18 protein-coding genes, 1 tRNA gene and 1 pseudogene are annotated in these 20,928 nt (G+C 33.9%); 10 read left to right on the forward strand and 10 right to left on the reverse strand.

All coding sequences use genetic code 11. The features are described from left to right. Window positions 1–69 precede the first annotated feature (69 nt). The 3 genes from H3S74_RS08860 to H3S74_RS08870 are packed head-to-tail and all read left to right on the forward strand — an operon-like array spanning window position 70 to window position 2,999. Entirely contained in the window at window positions 70–1,017 is a 948-nt protein-coding gene (locus tag H3S74_RS08860) for a hypothetical protein (RefSeq protein ID WP_198201531.1), read from the forward strand. Continuing rightward, on the forward strand, window positions 1,017–2,048 hold the full coding sequence (locus H3S74_RS08865; protein WP_198247697.1) for an Eco57I restriction-modification methylase domain-containing protein: 1,032 nt from the start codon (window positions 1,017–1,019) through the stop codon (window positions 2,046–2,048). The genes H3S74_RS08860 and H3S74_RS08865 overlap by 1 nt, the downstream gene beginning before the upstream one ends. A gap of 15 nt (window positions 2,049–2,063) precedes the next feature. After that, the gene (locus H3S74_RS08870) at window positions 2,064–2,999 is read left to right on the forward strand and encodes a hypothetical protein (protein ID WP_198247698.1); all 936 of its coding nucleotides are present in this window, start codon (window positions 2,064–2,066) and stop codon (window positions 2,997–2,999) included. A gap of 402 nt (window positions 3,000–3,401) precedes the next feature. On the opposite strand, the gene H3S74_RS08875 is transcribed toward H3S74_RS08870, so the two are convergent. Further along, on the reverse strand, window positions 3,402–5,207 hold the full coding sequence (locus H3S74_RS08875; RefSeq protein WP_198247699.1) for a hypothetical protein: 1,806 nt from the start codon (window positions 5,205–5,207) through the stop codon (window positions 3,402–3,404). 1,070 nt (window positions 5,208–6,277) lie between these two features. Here H3S74_RS08875 and H3S74_RS08880 point away from each other — a divergent pair. Beyond that, the gene (locus H3S74_RS08880) at window positions 6,278–7,504 is read left to right on the forward strand and encodes a phospholipase D family protein (RefSeq protein ID WP_198247700.1); all 1,227 of its coding nucleotides are present in this window, start codon (window positions 6,278–6,280) and stop codon (window positions 7,502–7,504) included. Here the strand turns inward: H3S74_RS08880 and H3S74_RS08885 are convergent. The 3 genes and pseudogenes from H3S74_RS08885 to H3S74_RS08895 form a co-directional block, all read right to left on the reverse strand. Beyond that, a complete protein-coding gene (locus tag H3S74_RS08885) occupies window positions 7,501–8,337 on the reverse strand; it encodes a hypothetical protein (RefSeq protein WP_232354884.1) in 837 nt (278 codons plus the stop codon). The two genes, H3S74_RS08880 and H3S74_RS08885, sit on opposite strands and share 4 nt — an antisense overlap. Further along, the gene (locus H3S74_RS08890; protein WP_198247702.1) at window positions 8,334–9,581 is read right to left on the reverse strand and encodes a type II toxin-antitoxin system RelB/DinJ family antitoxin; all 1,248 of its coding nucleotides are present in this window, start codon (window positions 9,579–9,581) and stop codon (window positions 8,334–8,336) included. Before H3S74_RS08890 ends, H3S74_RS08885 begins: the two co-directional genes overlap by 4 nt. 225 nt (window positions 9,582–9,806) lie before the next feature. After that, window positions 9,807–9,977: pseudogene (locus H3S74_RS08895) on the reverse strand (integrase); the annotation flags it as partial. Between the two features lie 185 nt (window positions 9,978–10,162). Between H3S74_RS08895 and H3S74_RS08900 the strand changes: the two are divergent. Beyond that, window positions 10,163–10,528 carry a hypothetical protein gene (locus H3S74_RS08900; protein WP_198247704.1) on the forward strand — a complete coding sequence of 122 codons (366 nt, stop codon included), beginning with the start codon at window positions 10,163–10,165 and terminating at the stop codon, window positions 10,526–10,528. Window positions 10,529–10,990: 462 nt separating this feature from the next. Here the strand turns inward: H3S74_RS08900 and H3S74_RS08905 are convergent. Then, a tRNA-Phe gene (locus H3S74_RS08905) sits at window positions 10,991–11,066 on the reverse strand. Between the two features lie 159 nt (window positions 11,067–11,225). On the opposite strand from H3S74_RS08905, the gene H3S74_RS08910 reads away from it, so the two are divergent. The 3 genes from H3S74_RS08910 (at window position 11,226) to groL (ending at window position 13,800) form a co-directional block, all read left to right on the forward strand. Next, the gene (locus H3S74_RS08910; protein WP_198247705.1) at window positions 11,226–11,666 is read left to right on the forward strand and encodes an FxsA family protein; all 441 of its coding nucleotides are present in this window, start codon (window positions 11,226–11,228) and stop codon (window positions 11,664–11,666) included. Window positions 11,667–11,812: 146 nt separating this feature from the next. After that, window positions 11,813–12,106: a co-chaperone GroES gene (locus tag H3S74_RS08915; protein ID WP_034901049.1), complete on the forward strand. Its 294-nt coding sequence runs from the start codon at window positions 11,813–11,815 to the stop codon at window positions 12,104–12,106. 47 nt (window positions 12,107–12,153) lie between these two features. Next, window positions 12,154–13,800: a chaperonin GroEL gene (groL, locus tag H3S74_RS08920; RefSeq protein ID WP_065613631.1), complete on the forward strand. Its 1,647-nt coding sequence runs from the start codon at window positions 12,154–12,156 to the stop codon at window positions 13,798–13,800. A gap of 84 nt (window positions 13,801–13,884) precedes the next feature. On the opposite strand, the gene H3S74_RS08925 is transcribed toward groL, so the two are convergent. Genes H3S74_RS08925 through H3S74_RS08935 form a run of 3 tightly spaced genes read right to left on the reverse strand, consistent with a single transcriptional unit; the run spans window position 13,885 to window position 16,339 of the window. After that, window positions 13,885–14,463 (reverse strand): manganese efflux pump MntP family protein, encoded by a 579-nt coding sequence (locus H3S74_RS08925; RefSeq protein WP_198247706.1) that lies wholly within the window; start codon window positions 14,461–14,463, stop codon window positions 13,885–13,887. A 51-nt stretch (window positions 14,464–14,514) separates the two neighbouring features. Continuing rightward, a complete protein-coding gene (locus H3S74_RS08930) occupies window positions 14,515–15,129 on the reverse strand; it encodes a hypothetical protein (RefSeq protein ID WP_198247707.1) in 615 nt (204 codons plus the stop codon). Window positions 15,130–15,148: 19 nt separating this feature from the next. After that, window positions 15,149–16,339 (reverse strand): bifunctional tRNA (adenosine(37)-C2)-methyltransferase TrmG/ribosomal RNA large subunit methyltransferase RlmN, encoded by a 1,191-nt coding sequence (locus H3S74_RS08935; RefSeq protein ID WP_065579081.1) that lies wholly within the window; start codon window positions 16,337–16,339, stop codon window positions 15,149–15,151. A gap of 103 nt (window positions 16,340–16,442) precedes the next feature. Between H3S74_RS08935 and H3S74_RS08940 the strand changes: the two genes are divergently transcribed. Continuing rightward, window positions 16,443–17,192 carry a M15 family metallopeptidase gene (locus H3S74_RS08940; RefSeq protein ID WP_198247708.1) on the forward strand — a complete coding sequence of 250 codons (750 nt, stop codon included), beginning with the start codon at window positions 16,443–16,445 and terminating at the stop codon, window positions 17,190–17,192. On the opposite strand, the gene H3S74_RS08945 is transcribed toward H3S74_RS08940, so the two are convergent. Next, entirely contained in the window at window positions 17,189–18,493 is a 1,305-nt protein-coding gene (locus H3S74_RS08945; RefSeq protein WP_198247709.1) for an ATP-binding protein, read from the reverse strand. The two genes, H3S74_RS08940 and H3S74_RS08945, sit on opposite strands and share 4 nt — an antisense overlap. Before the next feature lie 18 nt (window positions 18,494–18,511). Then, window positions 18,512–19,192, reverse strand: coding sequence for a response regulator transcription factor (locus H3S74_RS08950; RefSeq protein WP_034901087.1), 681 nt, complete (start codon window positions 19,190–19,192; stop codon window positions 18,512–18,514). 380 nt (window positions 19,193–19,572) lie between these two features. Between H3S74_RS08950 and H3S74_RS08955 the strand changes: the two genes are divergently transcribed. After that, entirely contained in the window at window positions 19,573–20,868 is a 1,296-nt protein-coding gene (locus tag H3S74_RS08955) for a serine dehydratase subunit alpha family protein (RefSeq protein WP_198247710.1), read from the forward strand. The last annotated feature ends 60 nt before the right edge of the window (window positions 20,869–20,928 follow it).

The following is a 20,928-nucleotide window of genomic DNA, read 5'->3' on the forward strand; positions in this document are numbered from 1 at the left end:
TTATAGGATCTTTTACTGTAACTATTATCAATATATCTAAAATTTATATCTTTGGATGAAACGAGTTGTATGCCAAACAGAATAATTAATCCCAATAATAAGTTATATAAGGATGAGCAATTGAATCGTGACTATCCGGTTACTGATATTTCAGAAAACAACATAAGAGAACAAATGCCTGAAATATTCAACATATTATTAATTGATAGAACGACATCTACAGCTGATGAGATAAATAATATTATTTGGGCCAATGATAATTATAGCCAATATAACCATACAGCCTATTCACCATCTGCTCAGATAAGACCTGAGTTAATCACAGGTAACATGGCAAAAATCATCATGCCTCGGGCGTTAAAACCGCGAGAGCAGCAAAAAGAACGAACTAAATCAAAAGCGGAAGTATTTACACCAATTTGGGTTGTGCAAAAACAAAATGATATTCTTGAGAAAGAATACGCTAATGATGATTTGGATACTTATATTAAGCGAAAATGGTTAGAAATATCATGTGGTGAAGCGCCGTATATGGTTACTCGCTATGATATGAATTCTGGGCAAATGATACCACTGCAAAAAAGAGTAGGTTTTGTTGATAGGAAACTAAAACGTATCAATGCTGAAATAAATGATAAAAAAGAATGGCAAAGATTCGCTATCAAAGCTTATCAAGCCAGTTATGGCTTTGAATGGAATGGCGACTCGCTTTTATTAGCTCGAGAGAATTTATTTTACACATGTTGTGATTATTATTTTGCTAAGTGGCAAGAAGAACCATTATATGAATTTTTGAAAAATGTGGCTGAAGTGATTAGCTATAATTTATTCCAGATGGATGCTTTACAACAGATTATTCCTTTGTCAGAACAACAAGCCTCATTGTGTGACAATCAGTTAACTTCTTTTAGTCAAGAAAACAATGCACAACAATTGCTTAAAAACCACGGTAAGCGTGTAAAAATTATGAATTGGGATATAGGGGAAATGATTTTTTTTGGCGAAGGAGATAGATAATGAAATTCGATGTGGTTGTCGGTAATCCTCCCTATCAAGATATGAATGTCGGCGAAAATAATCAAGCTGTTCCTATATATCATTATTTTTATGATTTAGCTGAAAAGGTCGCAAGTAAATACACGTTGATTTCGCCGGCTCGATTCTTGGCAAATCAAGGGGCAACACCGAAAAAGTGGAATCAGAAAATGCTGACTGACAAACATATCAATATTGAATATTTCAATGCTAAAAGTGATGAAGTTTTCCCAAATGTTGATATTAAAGGCGGTATCGTAATTATTTTTAGAGATAAAAATAAAATTTTTGGTGAAATTGATACTTTTATTCCTTTCAAGGAATTGCGATCTATATTTCATAAAGTTAAATCAATAACTAAAGAAAATATGAGTAATTTTGTGTATAGCCCCGATAGTTATCGATTTACAGATTGTTTGTTTATTGAAAATCCTTATTTGATTGGCCGAACGGATAAGGCTCATGCAAAGGCTGTCGCCTCTAGTGTATTTAGTCGCTATCCAGAAATATTTTTTACCACCAAGCCAGATGATGGCGAGGATTATATTCAAATCTACGGTCGCACAAAAGGTGCCCGTATATATTATTGGTTGAAAAGAAAATATATTGCTAATCATGCTAATTTAGATAAATGGAAAGTTTTTGTGCCAGGTGCTAATGGAACAGGGGCGTTTGGAGAGATATTGAGTACACCAGTTGTTGGATCTCCCGCAATCGGACATAACCAAACATTTGTCAGTCTAGGAGAATTTGATACTGAGTTTGAAGCTGAAGCATTACTTAAATACCTTAAGTCAAAATTTGCTCGTTCAATGCTAGGTATTATGAAAACAACCCAGAATAATCAATCAAAGATCACATGGTCAAAAGTTCCGCTGCAAAATTTTACTAAAAATTCAGATATAGATTGGAGTAGATCTATTTCAGATGTCGATCAGCAACTTTATATTAAATATAGTTTAGCTGAAAACGAAATTAACTTTATTGAAAGTAAGGTTAAACCCATGAACTAACTAAGTAATTTTGCAATGGTTAATATAATAGAAACCAATCGATTTAAATTTTTTAATGTTGATGAAAATATTGTTATTTTTACTTATCAGGATGATTTAGAAAAATTAAACTTAAATTTAGATAAAATTGCTAAAAACACGCAAAATACTTGGCAACCAAACAGAAATCAAAAAGAGATAGATAAAAATACCCTACAAGGGAAAATTGTTGAGGAGTTATTTATTGATTTGATTGAGTACCAAAATTGTCAAAATGATAATATGAGACAATTATCATATACGGCTTATGACCAATTTAGGACTGATTTATTTAAAAAACATGCTCCTTTTGATGGTCTTATCTATGAAAAAAATAATCCCAATATCGCACTTGTTAAGCAAAAAATAACGGAAACAATTCTTGCCAGCCATTATGGTATGTTAACTGATGATACTATTGAGTTTTGCCGAGCAAATAACGTTTATTTGGTAGAGATAAAGTCATCAAAGATCCCTAATAATATCTATTTATCAAAAAGTTGTAATTTACGAAAATATACTTCTCATCAAGCATTAATTAATCATCTTAGACAACTAGATCTATTTAAATATCCTAAGTTCAATAGAAAAAATGGTGATATTATTCATAACACTTGCGATTATTTAGCTTGGATTAAAAATAATATTATTTCTATGTCACAAAAATCAGACAGTGAAATAATCGATGCCGAAATAAATTCGTCTTTAGATATATACACCAGAATTTTTATCAATGACAAAGTAACAACAGATGATGGCAAAAAAGTCTTTATCGGTTATCTATTGGGATATGTTTTAGGGTATCAGTTTTATGAAAATCTTAAAATTATGAACTTTCCTTCTAAAAAATCTAGCAAAGCGATTTATGTCACTTATCCAATCTCAAATACAACAAGTTTTAACCGCTTATTTGATGATAAAAGGCTGTGGTAAATACAACAAATTATAGTCAAAATCCCTGAAATTTTGATGTCATGTTACTTATGATACCGTTTGAATCCTTAACGTCTCGGCAATGAAAACAGAGCAACAGAAGTAACTACATATATACCAATATTGTCTATTATTTATATCACTACAATCTTATTGGATTTAACTTTTTAGTTAATAGTGTTAAATAATCACTATTGTTGATTATTTAGTCAGTTAGAAACCTCAATGCTTATCGTCAAGATTATAAGCGTCTTAATAAAGTTTTAACTGATTAAATTAGTTAACAATATTTATTGATACAAATCACTATCCAATTAAAATTATCTCACAATGAATTCGTTATAGGATAGATTTGTTTATTCAACCATATGTTTAAGATCTTTTTTGAATCGTTAATATAATTTAATCAGAACAATAAATGATTGGAATTGCCCCTGCTTCTTTTACTGCATGCGAAAATGAAGATAATATCCATAAAAGTTGAGAGATATGTCCATTAACTGATTCTCCATCTTGTATTTTTGAAAATTCATTTGTAATTTTATTTTTGGAAATGAAATTACAACTTATAATACATTTTCTATGTAATTTAAAATCTCCTAAGAGATCAGTTAAATATAAATTAATAGGTTGATTATTTCCCTTCCTTAATCTATTAATTTGGGTTGTGTTACCTTTAGAGGATTTATATTTTTTTCCAAATTTGTCATTGAATTTCTCTATGAAATCAGTTTTACTAAAATACATATATCCTAAGTTTTTTATTGCTTGACCAATAACATCGTGTAATTTACTAGCAGAATTGCTTGCAGAACCTGAACTATATTTTGAATGGATAAAATTAATACAGGATTCTCCTTTATTAAAAGTTATGTGATCAGCCCATTCATTGCCTAAATCATCACAAAAAATATAATCATCACTTTTATGTCTATTTTCCACCAGCTCAAACATTGATTCTTTTGAGAATCTAACACTATTTTTCCTAAAATTACCCTTCTCGCTAGTTATAAAATTCATATTTTTCACAGGTATTAACATATCTAATATGCTGTTTATTTCTGAAATCCCTGAATCATCTTGAAAACAGTTACCAATAAAATACATATAGCTAGGGTTATCAAAAGTGATACTATAAAAACCATTTTTAATGATATAACTTTGTAATGTGACATCGCGTCCAGATATATTTACTTTCAGTGTTCTCAAAAATGATGAATCGAAGGTTAAAGTTTTATTATTAACTCTGATATATGCTCGACCAAATTTAGTGAGTATATTTCCTTCTGAGTCAATTGAATAAATTCTTTCAAGATGACAAATCAACCTATCTAATTCTTTTGATTTGAGTTCAGTATCAATGCCTTTTCTGTTTGTATATTTAATTTTAATGCCATCTTCAATAAGTTGGTCATATAAAGATGAACTTTCAATTAAAATTGCATTTGGCTTCGTTTGTTTAAGTACTTCATGAAGTTTTTTCTGTTTTGCGAAAGTATCTAAAAAATCTTTTTCACCTCCACCATTTTTTATAAGAGTAAGTTGATTGTAAATCCAGAGAGCAGCATTATCAAAATTAATCCTATGAGATGACTCGACTAAACGTCCAGTACCTGAGATAGTTTTTACGGTTGACCCCTGTCTAAATTTTAAAAATAGTGGTATTGATCTTCCTGCTGCATGAGTAGAAAAGGTACCCTTCAAATCTGGAGCTTCATAAGAACGTTGCCGTATCGCTTTATCCGATACTGTCATATTCCTGAGGGATATTCTTTGAAAAGAAACATCGGAATCATTGAAAGTTTTAGCAATTACTGTACCACTAATCAGATCAAAATTTTTTTCAAGTATTTCAGATATATTAGAACAACTTTTTTTAATTATACCAATATATCTATCAAATTCAAAAATAATAATAAATGCATATATTTGATCTTTTAATGCGTTTTTAGTTAGCTCATTTTGAATAAAATAAACGGGTCTAATTGTTGGAAATATTCTAATTGAATACCGATATTTTATATTTTTATTAATTAGATTTTTTTCTTTTCTAAATTCATCCAATATATATGATTGTTCGGGGTCAATGTTTGCACTTGATGTATCTAAAACTTCACGAATGATTGAATCGTTAATTGAAGATTGCAATGCTCCGTTTTTTAAATTATAAAATTGTGCATTTTTAGTTAACTCTAACTTATCAAGCATAGATATTCCCTCTTAACAAGAAAAATAAATTTTATTTATCTTATTCGCAAAAATAATCTAAAAATTGTAATTAATTGGTTAATTTTTTCAATAAAATAATTATTTAAACTATACATAATAATTTTTTTTATAGGTATCGTTAATTGTGGCCAAGGCAAGGAAGCTCATTCCATCTTCCTTGTCAATTCAAACGCAATGTAATTATGTTCAATTAAAAGATGAGCTGTTTTTGGTTATGCAATTGGATATATCCAGATTGAGTAATATGAAGCTATCTCTTTTTTAGTTGCTCCAGTCTCAGTTATTGTTACTATAGCTATCAGTTATTATCCGTCTGATGTTTCTTATCCTTGCCGAAATAATATTAGATGTAAATGGTTATTTTGATATTGATATTTTGAATCCATATTAACGATATGATTCAAAATAATAAAACCTAAGCAATTTCTTATAGCCATTACAAATAAAGGCTTTAAAGCTATTTTATGGATACACGTCATTATCGAACCAAATGTATCCGGGGTTGTATCCGATTTTGCACTTGATATGGGGTAATCTCAGTTGACGTTGGTTGACAAACAAAATCCCTTTAAAGGCAGCTTTGAAAAGGCTTTAGACATAAAAAAACCTGCTAGAAGCAGGTCTTAGAATTTGGTGATTGGTGCCCGGACGCGGAATCGAAGATACAGCTTAAAGCATTGGTATTATTGGGTTGGGGTATGTATCCGTAGTGGGATTGGTTGGGTTTTAGCTTATTATTAAAAATCCATAATCAAATAGAAAAATGATGATAAAAACAATTGCATACCCTTTATTCTCCAAGCAAATCAACGAGTAAGAGCTCAAAATAGATTAATCTGGCAGTATTTGCCTAAATTAACCGCAATTGATAAACTATCGATCATCATTGCAACAAAAAATTGCGGATAGTTTTAGCAATTCCCCCAAGAAAATCATTAAGGAGGTATATGCCATGATGACGTTATGGGGATATTCTATACTATTATGTTTCGATGTTGAATTCGCTGTTGTCATTATTGTTTTCTACATTTTTTATAGGGAGATATTTAATGGAATTGATAAACCAGCCCTTCACAGGTCAGCTTGGTAACCGTTTGATAGAGTTACTTGGCTCGTCTGACTACCATACACTGAATATCGTAGTAGCTTTTGCAAAGAACAGCGGAATTCTCAGAATCAAGAATGCACTGGACGAATTCAGAAAACGAGGAGGCCTAGTCAATGTATATGTGGGAGTCGATCTTGGTGGAACGTCGTATGAGGCGCTCACAGCTCTATTACTTCATTCGGATTCATTGAATGTTGTCCACTCAGAAAAAGGTCAAACATTCCATACAAAAATATATCAATTTCTAGGGAAGGATAAAGCACTGATAGTTATTGGATCACACAATTTGACGGGGGGAGGTTTATGGACTAATTTTGAAAGCTCAGTACTGATCCCAATAAATCGGTCGAATACCTATGATAGAAATATACTAAAATGGATGGATGACTACTTCAAACAGTTAAAATCACTTAAAGACTCGTTTATGTTAATAAATACAAAAGAAGACATAGATAAGCTCCTTCAAAACGGTTATGTGTGTAAAGAAATCGCCGAGCAAATACGTCTGATAAAAACTACTACACAGGATAAAGCTCGGGAGTGTTTATTCGGTAATGGCACCTCCGCAAAACTACCTAGCATTGCCTCACAAAAGAACGAGAAGATAGATAAGGCTGTTGCTGCGCAAATAAATTCAATCTCCGTTATTTTGAATGATGAAGCACAGACTATTTGGTTTGAAACTAAGAAATTAACTGGTGGATCACGAAATATACTTGATCTATCAATGAAGTCTCTCGTTGAGCGTGGAGACCCCACCGGCACCCCTTTTGACCTTGGTGAATCGAAATTCATGCGCGGCGGGGTCGAGTTTTTTGGTCTAAATCCTACGGTTACAAACAAAAATAAAAACATCACTCTTAACTTTGAAGGAATTGACTACGCAGGAAATACTATACTTTTTCCTGTTGGAGAAAAAGCAAACGGCACATGGCGGCTTCAGATCAAGGGATCTAGTTCTTCTCAAATAAAAATCACTGATGCTTTTAGAAAAAAAGGTGAAACACATTACTTAGTAGAGAAAATAATCACCTTTACTAAGATTGAAGATGATTATTATGTCATGTCTATATTTCCAGAATCTGAACTTGAAAATTTCAAGGCGGCTTCACGTATCTTGGCTCGAAACGGGTCGACAAGAACAGCTAAACAGCTAGGATTGCTTTAAAAACGACTCAACCACTCTTGGTGTTTGCCTTTTCGAACTCCACTAATTCCGCCCTTTGCTCCGCCAAACTCGAGTATCAGGGCATTGTCATTCAGAGAGATTCCTTCTGAAACAAATAGTGGAGCCTGACTTATTTCACAGAAACGTTTTATGAATAATTTTATATCAAAACTGAATGCATACCCTGTTGTATTGTGATATGGGGGATCCACATATACGACGGAATTGTTTGGGACTGGAGCATTAAGTATTGTCATAATATCTGTATTGAAACAGGTTACTCCTTTCATCCCATGCACAAGCGCATCAATTCTACGATGCAGTTCGATTGGAGAAGGTTGCATGGGATTAGCGGGGCTGCGACGTATACTAGTCTCAGTTGGCACCCAGTAATCTCTGAAACTAGCATTTACCCAATGATTGCCTTCACGCCAAATTTGCTTGCCTCCGAAAGAGCATGCCTGAAGCAATGGATAAAGTTCTACTTCATGCTCCTCTACTGGAAGCGCCGATAGTGCTAGCATGTGAGCTTTAAAATCTCGTTTATCATTCGGTAACCCAGATAAAAACAGTTCAAAAGAGTTCATATTAAATGTACCAGAACCAATTGAAGACCAAAAAGATCCCCAAGAACTGATATCGAGCATGATAATTCGTGACGGATCTATACCTCTATTAACTAGCTCGATGGATATCGCTCCAGACCCACAGCACAAGTCGTAGAATTGTGAATTTGGTTCAGGAGCAGCTTCAAGAAGATGATCAACAATTTGAGACGCGACACGTTGCTTTCCCCCCTGATATGCGCAGGGTACGCGCAATCGACTACTCATAAGGATTTTCTACGAATAAAAATTCGCGCATAAACACGTCGGCCGTTAATAATACCGACTCCTCCCCTATCTTCAGAGTGCTGTCGATAGTTTACCTCTTTCAGCACTTTGGAAGATACATTAGTGCGAGCATTGCCGTTAGCAAGCATAACGATTTCAAATTGATCTGGACTGTATTTATCGAGAAAAGTGATAGGAACTCCCATAAGGCCATCGTAGTCAAAAGGAATATTTTGGGTACGCCCAACCTCAATAGCATCATAATTTTCGTAGTATGGGTATTCCTCAGGAATAAAACGACGACTCAATGATATATGCTCATTCCGCCTACTAGTATCCACATTGGTGAACCAACGAACCCCTTTTACTCTAATATAACGCCGTCCTCTTTCATCTATACCACAGCTAGTGGCATTCAATGGATAATTGTCGGGGACATAAAATTTGCGATCACCAGAACGAATAGACTCTCCATACCAAACTTTATTGTCACGGAAGAGAGGAAAGACCTCTTTGTATGTGGCAGCATTCATGTTTCCAAGGATTATAAATTTTTTTTCGTAGCGCTCTAATAGACTAATATACTCACGAAATAGGCTAAAGGGAGGGTTAGTAACCACTATGTCGGCTTCCTTAAGCAAATCCACACATTCATCTGATCTGAAATCACCATCACCAGCAAGGTGCATAAGAGAGTTTCCTTGCATGGCAAATAAGGATTCTAAGTCCAGAGAACCATCAGGTCTTTCCAAAAATACATCAGGCACTTCGGTTACTACTGCCTTGTAAGCATTTGTCTCGCCATCTAGCGGGTATTCTTTCCCCGCTATTGGAGAACTTGAATAACAAGTAGATGTTAACCCAGCAAGTCCAAGCTTTTCGAAATTAAGCACAAAAAATCGAAAGAAAGCTGATTCAAAAGGATCATCACAGTTACAAAGCACAGTCTTACCTTTTAGTTGCTCTCGATATTTTATTATTTCTCTGGAAACATCTTCGTACTGAGTATAGAATTCATCTTTTTTGACGATAAATGCACGATTAAGCGTCGCATTTCCTGATACTGGATATTGTTTTGGACTTTTTATTGTTATATCAAATGGCATTGTTCCCTCACGAACCACTGCTTTAAGAAAAGTATTAATAGCAGCTGACATACTAATGCCAATCTCATCAAAGACTTTAGTAGCTTGTATCTTAACATTTGAATCAATGCGTATTGTCGTAGTTGGTTTGGTAGACATGATTTACAATTCCTTTATAGATATACAATGTAGCACAATTTTCTGTGTAATACAATTTCATTATATTTACCCTAATTAGTAAAAATATAGAAATGTCCCAAAATCTACAACAAAGAATTTTGAGCATGACAATACACTGGGTAATGTTTGCATAAACATCTCCTTAAATTTTTAGATATTAAAATAATTGATTTTTGAAAAGAGAATTAAATAGTAGATTGCTTTTTAAGTCGTTTTGAACTCATAAGGAGTGACAAATTCAGTTCGGATTGAATCTAAGTAATCAGCCCACCACTGAACAATTTTTGTCCGTTCAATAATGTGTTGTGTTTTATGAATATAAGCTGTCCTTACGCCATTACGTTCTTGATGACTCATCTGGCGTTCCACTACATCTATAGTTATACTTCATCATTTTTTACATCCTGAAATCAAACTAAATAAAGCAACAAAGGGGTAAAATTGAAAGAGACGTAAAACCATTTAAATGGATAAATATTAAAAATAGAGCTGAAGTTGTTAGTCTTTTATTAAAAATTCAAAAGATTACAAATACTCATACGGATATATTACATGAAACTATGCATTCTGACTCAAAAGAGTTGTATCAGTACATTCAATATTTTTTTGATGATTGGGATAATTCTAAAGAAGCTAAAGAGCTTTCACAAATTAAAATAAAAAAAGCATGGGATCAAAAAAAATATAGAGATAAAGTTAAAGGTAAAAAAGTATTAAATATTTATTTAGATTCCAAAGTTAAAGATGAATTGAAAAAATTAGCAAAAGAACAAAATAAAACAATAACAAGCGTTATTGAAAATTTAATTAATCGTGAAATTAAATTAATTAACAATACTAAAGCATTTGAAAAAATAAATAAAAATAGGACGGGTCTGGTATTGAATATAGGATCTTCTCAAAAAAAAACAAGAGCCAGATTCTAGTGGAAATATTTTTAGATTTCCTGACAATGATCATGTAGATAGGTAATAATTCTAAATATAAATAAATTTACCATTTATATTTCTTAAAATACCTTTAAGGCAATTTTTAGTGGTACATAGTAATTGAATTAATATTTTTGTATAAATAAGAATGTTTATTAAGTATTTTTTTAAATAGTACCATTGATTATTTTTGTTGTAATTATTTGGTATTTTTTAGTATTCAAAATAATAAAACCTAAGCAATTTCTCTTAAGCATTACAAATAAAGGCTTTAAAGCCATTTTATGGATACACGCCATTATCGAACCAAATGTATCCGGGAGTTGTATCCGATTTTGCACTTGATATGGGGTAATCTCAGTTGGCATCGGTTGACAAAGAAAATCGCTTGAAAGGTAGCTTGGAAAAGGCTTTAGACATAAAAAAAACTGCTAGAAGCAGGTCTTAAAATTTGGTGATTGGTGCCCGGACGCGGAATCGAACCACGGACACGGGGATTTTCAATCCCCTGCTCTACCGACTGAGCTATCCGGGCAACAATGGAGCTGTATTAAACACGATTAGAGATTATTCGTCAATCCTTTTTGTGAGATATTTTTAAAAATATATACTGTTTGGTTGAAATTTAGCTAATCGTCACCATTTTAATAACTAATTAAAAATAATGCCGCTCTATATTTAGAGGAATTTTTGTATGCGAGTTATTGGTTTTATTATATTTTTTATTTATGTTTATTGTGAGATTAGTTTTTTTATCGCAATTGCTAATTATGTGGGGGTATTGCTTGCATTAATCGGAATTATTGCTACCTCGATTATTGGTTTTTCATTAATTAAAAAGCAAGGATTAAAAAATTTAAGTCTTATGCAACAAAAGATTGCTAATCAGCAAAGCCCAAAAGAAGAAATTATTAACAGTGTTTCGTTATTATTTGCTGGTTTTTTCTTATTTATTCCAGGTTTTCTAACGGATATCTTAGGGGGAATTTTATTAATTCCATATGTTCAGGAATATATTGTGCGCTTTATTGTTAAAAAACTTCCTACTAAAGTTTATTCATTTTCTTCTAGTCGCAATGCACAAGTAAGTAATGATGTGATCGAAGGAGAATTTGAACGGAAAGATGATGAATAATTAATCAATTAGAAAATTTTTTTATTTTATTCTCTTGAAGAATATAAATTAATCCCCATCTATTATGCACTATATGATACATATCATAATTTTATGATTTATTGTTAATAATTACTTAAGTAAAAATTAGTGCTAGGAGATAACTAATGAAAATTCGTCCATTGCATGATCGTGTGATCATTAAACGCAAAGAAGTAGAATCAAAATCAGCTGGCGGTATTGTGTTAACTGGCTCAGCAGCAGGTAAATCAACACGTGGTGAAGTTTTAGCTGTTGGTAATGGTCGCATTTTAGAAAATGGTCAAGTTCAGCCATTAGATGTTAAAGTTGGTGATATCGTAATTTTCAATGAAGGATATGGCGTTAAAACAGAAAAAATTGATAACGAAGAAGTGCTTATCTTATCAGAAAGCGATATTTTAGCCATTGTTCAAGAATAACTGGCAGATAATTTAACTTATATACAGAATTTAGGAGAAATACGAAGATGGCAGCTAAAGATGTAAAATTTGGAAATGACGCTCGAGCTAAAATGCTTAAAGGCGTTAATGTATTAGCTGATGCAGTTAAAGTAACTTTAGGTCCAAAAGGACGTAATGTTGTATTAGATAAATCATTTGGTGCGCCAACTATCACTAAAGATGGTGTATCAGTTGCTCGTGAAATCGAATTAGAAGATAAATTCGAAAACATGGGTGCGCAAATGGTTAAAGAAGTAGCTTCAAAAGCAAACGATGCAGCAGGTGATGGTACTACTACTGCAACTGTACTTGCGCAAGCTATCGTTAACGAAGGTTTAAAAGCAGTTGCTGCTGGTATGAATCCAATGGATTTAAAACGTGGTATTGATAAAGCAGTAGTTGCAGCAGTTGAAGAGCTTAAAAAATTATCTTCACCATGTGCTGATTCTAAAGCGATCGCACAAGTTGGTACTATTTCAGCAAACTCTGATGAAACAGTTGGTACTTTAATTGCTCAAGCAATGGAAAAAGTAGGTAAAGAAGGTGTTATCACTGTTGAAGATGGTACTGGTTTACAAGATGAACTTGATGTTGTTGAAGGTATGCAGTTTGACCGTGGTTATTTATCTCCATATTTCATCAACAAACCAGAAACTGCGACTGTTGAATTAGATAGCCCGTATATTTTATTAGCGGATAAAAAAATCTCTAATATCCGTGAATTATTACCAGTATTAGAAGCTGTTGCTAAAGCAGGTAAATCTTTATTAATCATTGCTGAAGATGTTGAAGGCGAAGCATTAGCAACATTAGTTGTGAATACTATGCGTGGTATTGTTAAAGTTGCAGCGGTTAAAGCACCTGGTTTTGGTGACCGTCGTAAAGCAATGTTACAAGATATCGCAATCTTAACTGCTGGTACTGTAATTTCTGAAGAAATTGGTTTAGAGCTTGAAAAAGCAACACTTGAAGATTTAGGTCAAGCTAAACGTGTGGTTATCAATAAAGATAACACAACAATCATCGACGGTGTTGGTGAAGAATCATTAATTAATGCACGTGTTGAACAAATTCGTAAACAAATCGAAGAATCAACTTCTGATTACGATAAAGAAAAACTTCAAGAGCGTGTGGCTAAATTAGCTGGCGGTGTTGCAGTAATTAAAGTTGGTGCAGCAACTGAAGTTGAAATGAAAGAGAAAAAAGCACGTGTTGAAGATGCATTACATGCGACTCGTGCAGCAGTTGAAGAAGGTGTTGTTGCTGGTGGTGGTGTTGCGTTAGTTCGTGCTGCTTCTGCAATTTTAGACCTTAAAGGTGCAAACGAAGATCAAAACGTTGGTATTAAAGTTGCTCTTCGTGCGATGGAAGCGCCATTACGTCAAATCGTTACTAACTGCGGTGAAGAAGCTTCTGTTGTGGTTAATGCGGTTAAAGGCGGTAAAGGTAACTATGGTTACAATGCCTCAACTGAAGAATATGGTGATATGATTGCCATGGGTATTTTAGATCCAACTAAAGTAACACGTAGTGCATTACAATATGCTGCATCAGTAGCAGGTCTTATGATCACAACTGAATGTATGGTTACTGATTTACCTAAAGATGATAAAGCTGACTTAGGTGCTGCTGGTGGTATGGGCGGCATGGGAGGAATGGGCGGAATGATGTAATTCCCCTATTTAGCCCGTCAAAATAAAAAACCACTCCAATATGTGAGTGGTTTTTTTATATCTAAACTTAAGTAAAGAATAAAATTATATAGTGAGATGTTGGTACAATGTTATTGAACCGATGACAATAAGAACGATGCCACCGATAAATGATGCTTGTTTACCAATTAAACAACCAATTTTTTTACCTAGCAATAAGCCCAACGTAACCATGATACAGGTTGCAAGTCCAATCATGGTGGCGGCAATATAAATATTAACGCTGGCAAGTGCTAATCCGACACCAACAGCAAATGCGTCAATACTTGTTGAAACCGCAGTAAGAACTAATATTAAAAATGATTTTTTCGATGAAGGAAGTGGTTTTGCATCACAGTTGTCATCGTTATCTTCCTTAAAACTATGATAGATCATGTTTAGACCTAACAATAACATGACGGTAAAAACAATCCAATGATCCCATCTTTCAATATATTGTAGGGCAATATAGCCAATTAACCAGCCTAGTAATGGCGTGATGGCTTCAACAAAACCAAATAAGATCCCCACTTTTAATGCGCCTAAAAACGGCGTTGATTTTAGTGATACGCCACGACAAATCGCTACCGCAAAGGCATCTGTAGACATGGCTAATGCTAGCAGTAAAATAGCCAAAAAACTCATGATATATACTCTTGCTTCCAGTGAAGTTAATTTTAATTTTGTATTTATAATTTATTTTTTTGATACTAAAAATAGATAGTTAGCTATCTTGTTGTCGCCTTTATTTTTATAAAGTTCGGCTGTTTTTGCTACATTACTTCGACGACTTGCATCATATGCAAAAAGTTGTTTAAACATTAGATCTGCAGTTTTTTTATCGCCGTTTTGGATAGCACAATAACCATATTGCTCGTAGGTATCTGCTTTCCAGCGGTGCCTATCTAGTTCTAGACTTTTGGCAAATTGTTGTTTCGCTTCTTGGTAACGATCTCTACCACATAAAAAGGAGCCGTAGTGCACATGATATAAACCATTACCTGGTTGCATTAATGTGATTCGTTTATAAATCATCTCCGCCTCATTATATTCACCAACATGTTGATCAAACATTGCCATTGCTAGCATGATTTGAGGATTATTGGGTGAATATTGAGCGGCCAATTTTAGATTATAATGTGCCGCTTTAACGTTATCTTCAGATTCATTGGCTTTGGCTAAATAACCTAAGCCTAATCGCATTCTTGCTAACGCAGCGGTTTCTGGATCAAAATCCTCACGACCATTCATTTGGCAACCTGTTAGCATTAACATGGCCAAACTGCTTAATGCTATTAATGCGTTTTTCATGTACAACTCCTCGGTTATTTTAGGCGGTTTGTTGAACAAGATTTTGCTTTTTATAAAGCGTTCGTTTGGTCCGATCTACAACTTCGCCTGCAAGTTGACCACAAGCTGCATCAATATCATCGCCACGTGTTTTCCGAACGATAACTGTAAATCCGTAACCCATTAATGTTTTCATAAACCGATCAATTCGGGTGTTTGAACAACGGGCATAAGGCGCACCTGGGAAAGGATTCCATGGGATTAAATTGATTTTACTTGGTACATTTTTCAGGAATTTAGCCAGCTCATGGGCATGTTCAACACTATCATTAATCTGGTTGAGTAATACATATTCGATGGTCACTTTACCATGATTAGCATTCGAAGTTGAAAGATAACGTAAAATTGAATCACGTAACATTGCCATATTATATTTTTGGTTAATTGGCATAATCTCACTACGAATTTCATCATTTGGTGCATGTAATGAAATAGCTAATGCTACATCAATCATGCCGGCTAATTTATCTAAAGCGGGTACGACACCAGAAGTAGAAAGCGTCACGCGTCTTTTGGATAAACCATAACCAAAATCATCTAGCATAATTTCCATTGCTGGTGCGACATTGGATAAGTTAAGTAAAGGTTCACCCATTCCCATCATAACTACATTAGTGATAGGTCGATCGGCTAATTTACCTGTTACGCCAATAGCATTTGAAGCGCGCCAAACTTGGCCAATAATTTCAGATACGGTTAAATTACGGTTAAAACCTTGTTGCGCTGTTGAACAGAATTTACATTCCAAAGCACAGCCCACTTGTGATGAAACACATAAGGTCGCACGATCACGTTCAGGAATATAAACTGATTCAATCATTTGATTATTGCCTACATCTAAAGCCCATTTTATAGTGCCATCGGATGAACGTTGCTCGATGGCTATTTTAGGTGCTTTAATTTCAGCTAATTTTTTTAATTGCTCACGTAATTTTTTGTTAATGTCGGTCATAAGATCGAAATCATCTATCCCAAAATGATAGATCCATTTCATCACTTGATCCGCTCTAAATGGTTTTTCTCCTAACGAAATAAAAAATTCTCTTAACTGTTGTCTGGTAAAGTTAAGTAAGTTTATTTTTTCGTTAGTTGGATTGGTGGTGTTTTGATTAGTTGTATTTGTCACGTCCAAACAATTATCAGACGATTTGTGTGTAGCTGATGTTAACATATGGCCTCGTTTTTACACATTATGGCTATTTCAATTTTTAGGGAAAGGATTATACTGGTTTTCACCCTGTCTGGCTAATATAATATTAATTAGAATCTAAATGATGAAAAAAATAATAACATTGAAAACAGTTACTCATTTTAGCTCAACTTTAACTTTACTCTTATGTTCAACGTTTGCTATGGCACAATCTATTCCATTAAATAAACTTACTGGGCAATTTGATGAAAAAAAAGATAGTAATTATATTGCTCTCGACTCAACAATATTACCCGTAAACAAAAAAGGTATGTATTTACAGAAGGAACCAACTGAGCAGTTGATTAAGGCTTATAATGATTTTAAAAAATCTTATCCTAACATTCCTTTTATTGTAGTGAGTGCTACGCGTAATTACACCTATCAAAATGGTATTTGGCAACGTAAGTGGGATGCATTATTACCTAAGTTGAATAATCCACAAAAAATTGCCGAACAAATTTTAAAATTATCTTCAATGCCTGGTACATCAAGACATCATTGGGGAACAGATATTGATATTACTAGTGTATCGTCTGAATATTTTAAAAATGATAAACAGGGAATTATTTTGTATCAATGGCTTCGTGAAAACTTACCGAAATATGGTTTTTGCCAACCATTCAATGAGGGGCGAAAAGGGGGCTATTTGCCAGAAGAGTGGCATTGGTCATATAAACCAATCGCCAAACAATATATTGCTGAATATAAAGCAATACTTGACAGTAATCCACAGATGATTATGCAAAATCTGAATTTTACTGGTTACGATAAAATTACCTTAGAAAGTCTGGTAAAAGAGTATGTATTAACCGTTAATCCGGATTGTTATTAATTTTTTCGCCAATAAGGTAGTTTGATTGTTACCACTAAACCACCACCATCGCGATTATTAGCTTGAATAGTGCCGTTATGCATAATAACGGTCTTTCTGACGATGGCTAGACCTAGTCCATAGCCTTTACCTAACTGTGCTGACTGAATACGGACAAAGGGTTCAAAAATACTCGATAATTTACTGGCATCGACACCCGGACCACGATCTTTAACTTCAATTTGTAAATATTTTCCTGCTTCTTTTAATGATACCTCAACCGTTTGGCCTGCATTAGAAAAGCGGATAGCATTACGAATAATATTTTCAATCGCGCGTCGTATCTGTTCAGAATTACCTTTAACAATAGTGTGATTAATGGATGATAAGTTAAACTCTACTTCAATAGATTGGTGATTGGCTTCGTAGTTGGCATCATTAACCACTACACCAATTAACTCTTTTAAGTCAAAGTATTCATCGGTTCGATTATTCATTTCTGCACGTGAATAATTAAGAATCTCACCAATTAATTGATCTAATCGTTGCGACTCTAACTCAATTCTAGCTAAAGCTGTATCGATATTTTGTTTATTTTGTTGGGCAAGACCGATTGCCAATTGTAAGCGGGCCAGAGGGGTTCTGAGTTCATGAGAAACATCATGAAGTAGCGCTTGGCGATCAGATATTAAGATGTTGAGTTGCTCAACCATCATATCAAAATCTTTACCTAATTCACTCAGTTCATCACGACGAGGTTTTAACTTTTTAAATAACCTAACCGATAGATCACCTTGCGATACACGGAAAAATCCTTGTCTTAGTAATTTCATTGGTCTAGTTAAGTTCCATGCTAAAAATAGGCTGAATACTAAACCAACACAGATCCCCATTAACAAAATAGGGGTCGGCATATTAAATAAAGTTTTATTTTTGTTATTGCTGTGATCGGTTTTATCGTCTTTAAATGATACCGAATAGAGGGTGCCATCCGGTGCCACTGCCATCCGTTGATATACATAAGAGCTAGGTTCTAATTCATCTGTGATGATATTGACTTGATCATATTGTGGAGACACCAATTTTATTGACAATAAAACTCGCTCACGTTCGGGTAAATGTGCAATAAAATTGAGTGTTTCATCTTCACCGGCAACATGCAATAATTGAGCAATCATATCCACTTTAGTCGGCATATGATTTAAGAATCGTTGATTTCTACTTTCTATATAATAAGAGAAAGCAATCCAAGTTAATTGGAAAGTAAGATAAAAAATTATCCAAAATATAACCAGTATTTTCCAAAATAATCGACGATTCATAGCAAACCTATGGCTTGATTAACGGATACGATAGCCAACCGCTCTTATTGTTTCAATGGTCACATCATTTTGTGCTACTTGATGTAGTTTTTGGCGAATATTGCTGATATGAACATCGACGCTGCGATCATATAATTCTCGAGCACGACCCAGACCTATTTCAGACAATTCTTCTTTAGTTACCACACGTTCACTATGTTTAACGAGTAAAACTAACAAGTTAAATTCAGTAGAGGTGAGATCTATCGGTTGACCGTTCCAAGTACAAAGTCGTTGTGGTAGATCTAAAGTTAAGCCATTAAAATGATATTTTTTCTCATCAACTAATTCGACTGAACGTTCGTCAAACCGACGTAATACCGCTCTCAATCTCGCCAATAATTCACGTGGGTAACATGGTTTTGGTATGTAATCATCAGCACCTAATTCTAACCCTAATACGCGATCAATATTATCACCTTTGGCAGTTAACATAATAACTGGCATATTACATTGTTGACGAATGCTTTTTAGGACATCAATGCCATTAATATCAGGTAACATCACATCTAAAATTGCTGCACGATATTTACCTGATAGCGCTTCATCAATACCATCCTTACCTAAATAAACACTTTTAATATTAAAACCTTCATTGGTTAAATATTCGCTAAGCATTTGTGATAATTCTACATCATCATCAATTAATAAAATATTTATCATATCTCGCCATTATTATTTAATTTTTGATAGTTACATTATTGCAATAATAAAAAAAAAGTCAGGTAGTTTTACTAAAATATTACATATTTTGAACTATTCCTGATTAATTTATTTACTATGCAGTTAAGTATAGATGTTTCAGATTTAGTCTATTTTTGTCGTGTATGTTTTAAACAAAAAGTGATTGAATAAAATCTGTTTATAGTGGTTTAACGTATTAATAAAATCAGTATTGAACTGATAAATTATGTTCACTTACTCTTTAATATGTGAGCTTAACATTCAGTTTTCAAGTTAAATAGAATAAAATAATTACTTAATTTCATGGCTAAACGTTTTATTTGCTAACATTACGGTTAGTAATATGGAGATAAAAAATGGAACAACAAGTAATGTGGCAACAATTAATCAAATTGGTGAAGCATGAAGTCTTGCCAGCACTTGGTTGCACTGAACCTATCTCACTTGCTTTAGCTGCTGCTACGGCAACTCAATATATTGATAAAAATAAAATTAGCCACATTGATGCTTATGTCTCGCCCAATTTAATGAAAAATGGCATGGGTGTTACGGTTCCAGGCACTGGTATGGTGGGATTAGCTATTGCAGCGGCCATCGGCGCCATTGGTGGTGATGCTGGGGCAGGCCTTGAAGTCCTTAAAAATATAACTCAGCAACAGATCGAACAAGCTAAAACGATGCTCAATGAGCATAAAATTAATGTGCAAATTGCCGATAATAATACCGCTATTTATTCTGAAGCTAATATTTATACTAATCATGATCATGTCCGCGTCTGTATTGAAAGCTCACATACTAATGTGATTTTGATTGAAAAAAATGACGAAATAATTTTTAAAGCCGATAACCAAAAGCAAGATGATTCGAAAGATGCGGCTATCATCAAATTGATGTCGGTAAAACAGATATATGAATTTGCCTCGCAGGCTGATTTTGCTGATATCGAATTTATTTTACACTCAGCAGAATTAAATGATGCCTTATCTCAGGAAGGCTTAAGACGAGATTATGGCTTAAGTATTGCGGCGACATTACATGAACAAACTAAAAATGGCTTATTAGCTGATGATCTATTGTCTAAAGTGATTATTCGTACTACTGCTGCATCAGATGCTCGCATGGGTGGTGCAACGTTACCAGCTATGAGTAATTCAGGTTCAGGCAATCAAGGTATTACTGCAACTATGCCAGTCGTTGTTGTTGCCGATTATTTAGAGTCAACGCCAGAACAATTAGCGAGAGCGCTTATTTTATCGCATACCATTGCCATTTATATTCATAGTAAATTTCCGCCATTATCAGCTCTTTGTGCAGCCTCAACAGCAGCCATGGGATCGGCTGCCGGTATGGCGTGGTTACTGGGTAAAGGCCAATATGAGGCAGTTGATATGGCCATATGTAACATGATTGGTGATTTGTCTGGAATAATTTGTGATGGTGCGTCAAATAGCTGTGCAATGAAAGTTTCAACCTCGGTTTCATCCGGATTTAAAGCTGTATTAATGGCGCTAAACCGAATTCGTGTTACAGGTAATGAAGGTATTGTTTGTGATAGTGTTGAAACTTCAATTAATAATTTAGGGGCGATTGTTAGCAATAGTATGAAAGCAACTGACACTCAGATAATTGATATTATGTCGCATAAAGCCTAATTTTTTTGAAAAATGCTAAAAGAATAACCTTTTAACGCTTTTAATATGACCAATTGGTGT

It is taken from the genome of Gilliamella sp. W8126 (assembly GCF_016102185.1).
Taxonomy (GTDB): domain Bacteria; phylum Pseudomonadota; class Gammaproteobacteria; order Enterobacterales; family Orbaceae; genus Gilliamella; species Gilliamella apis_A.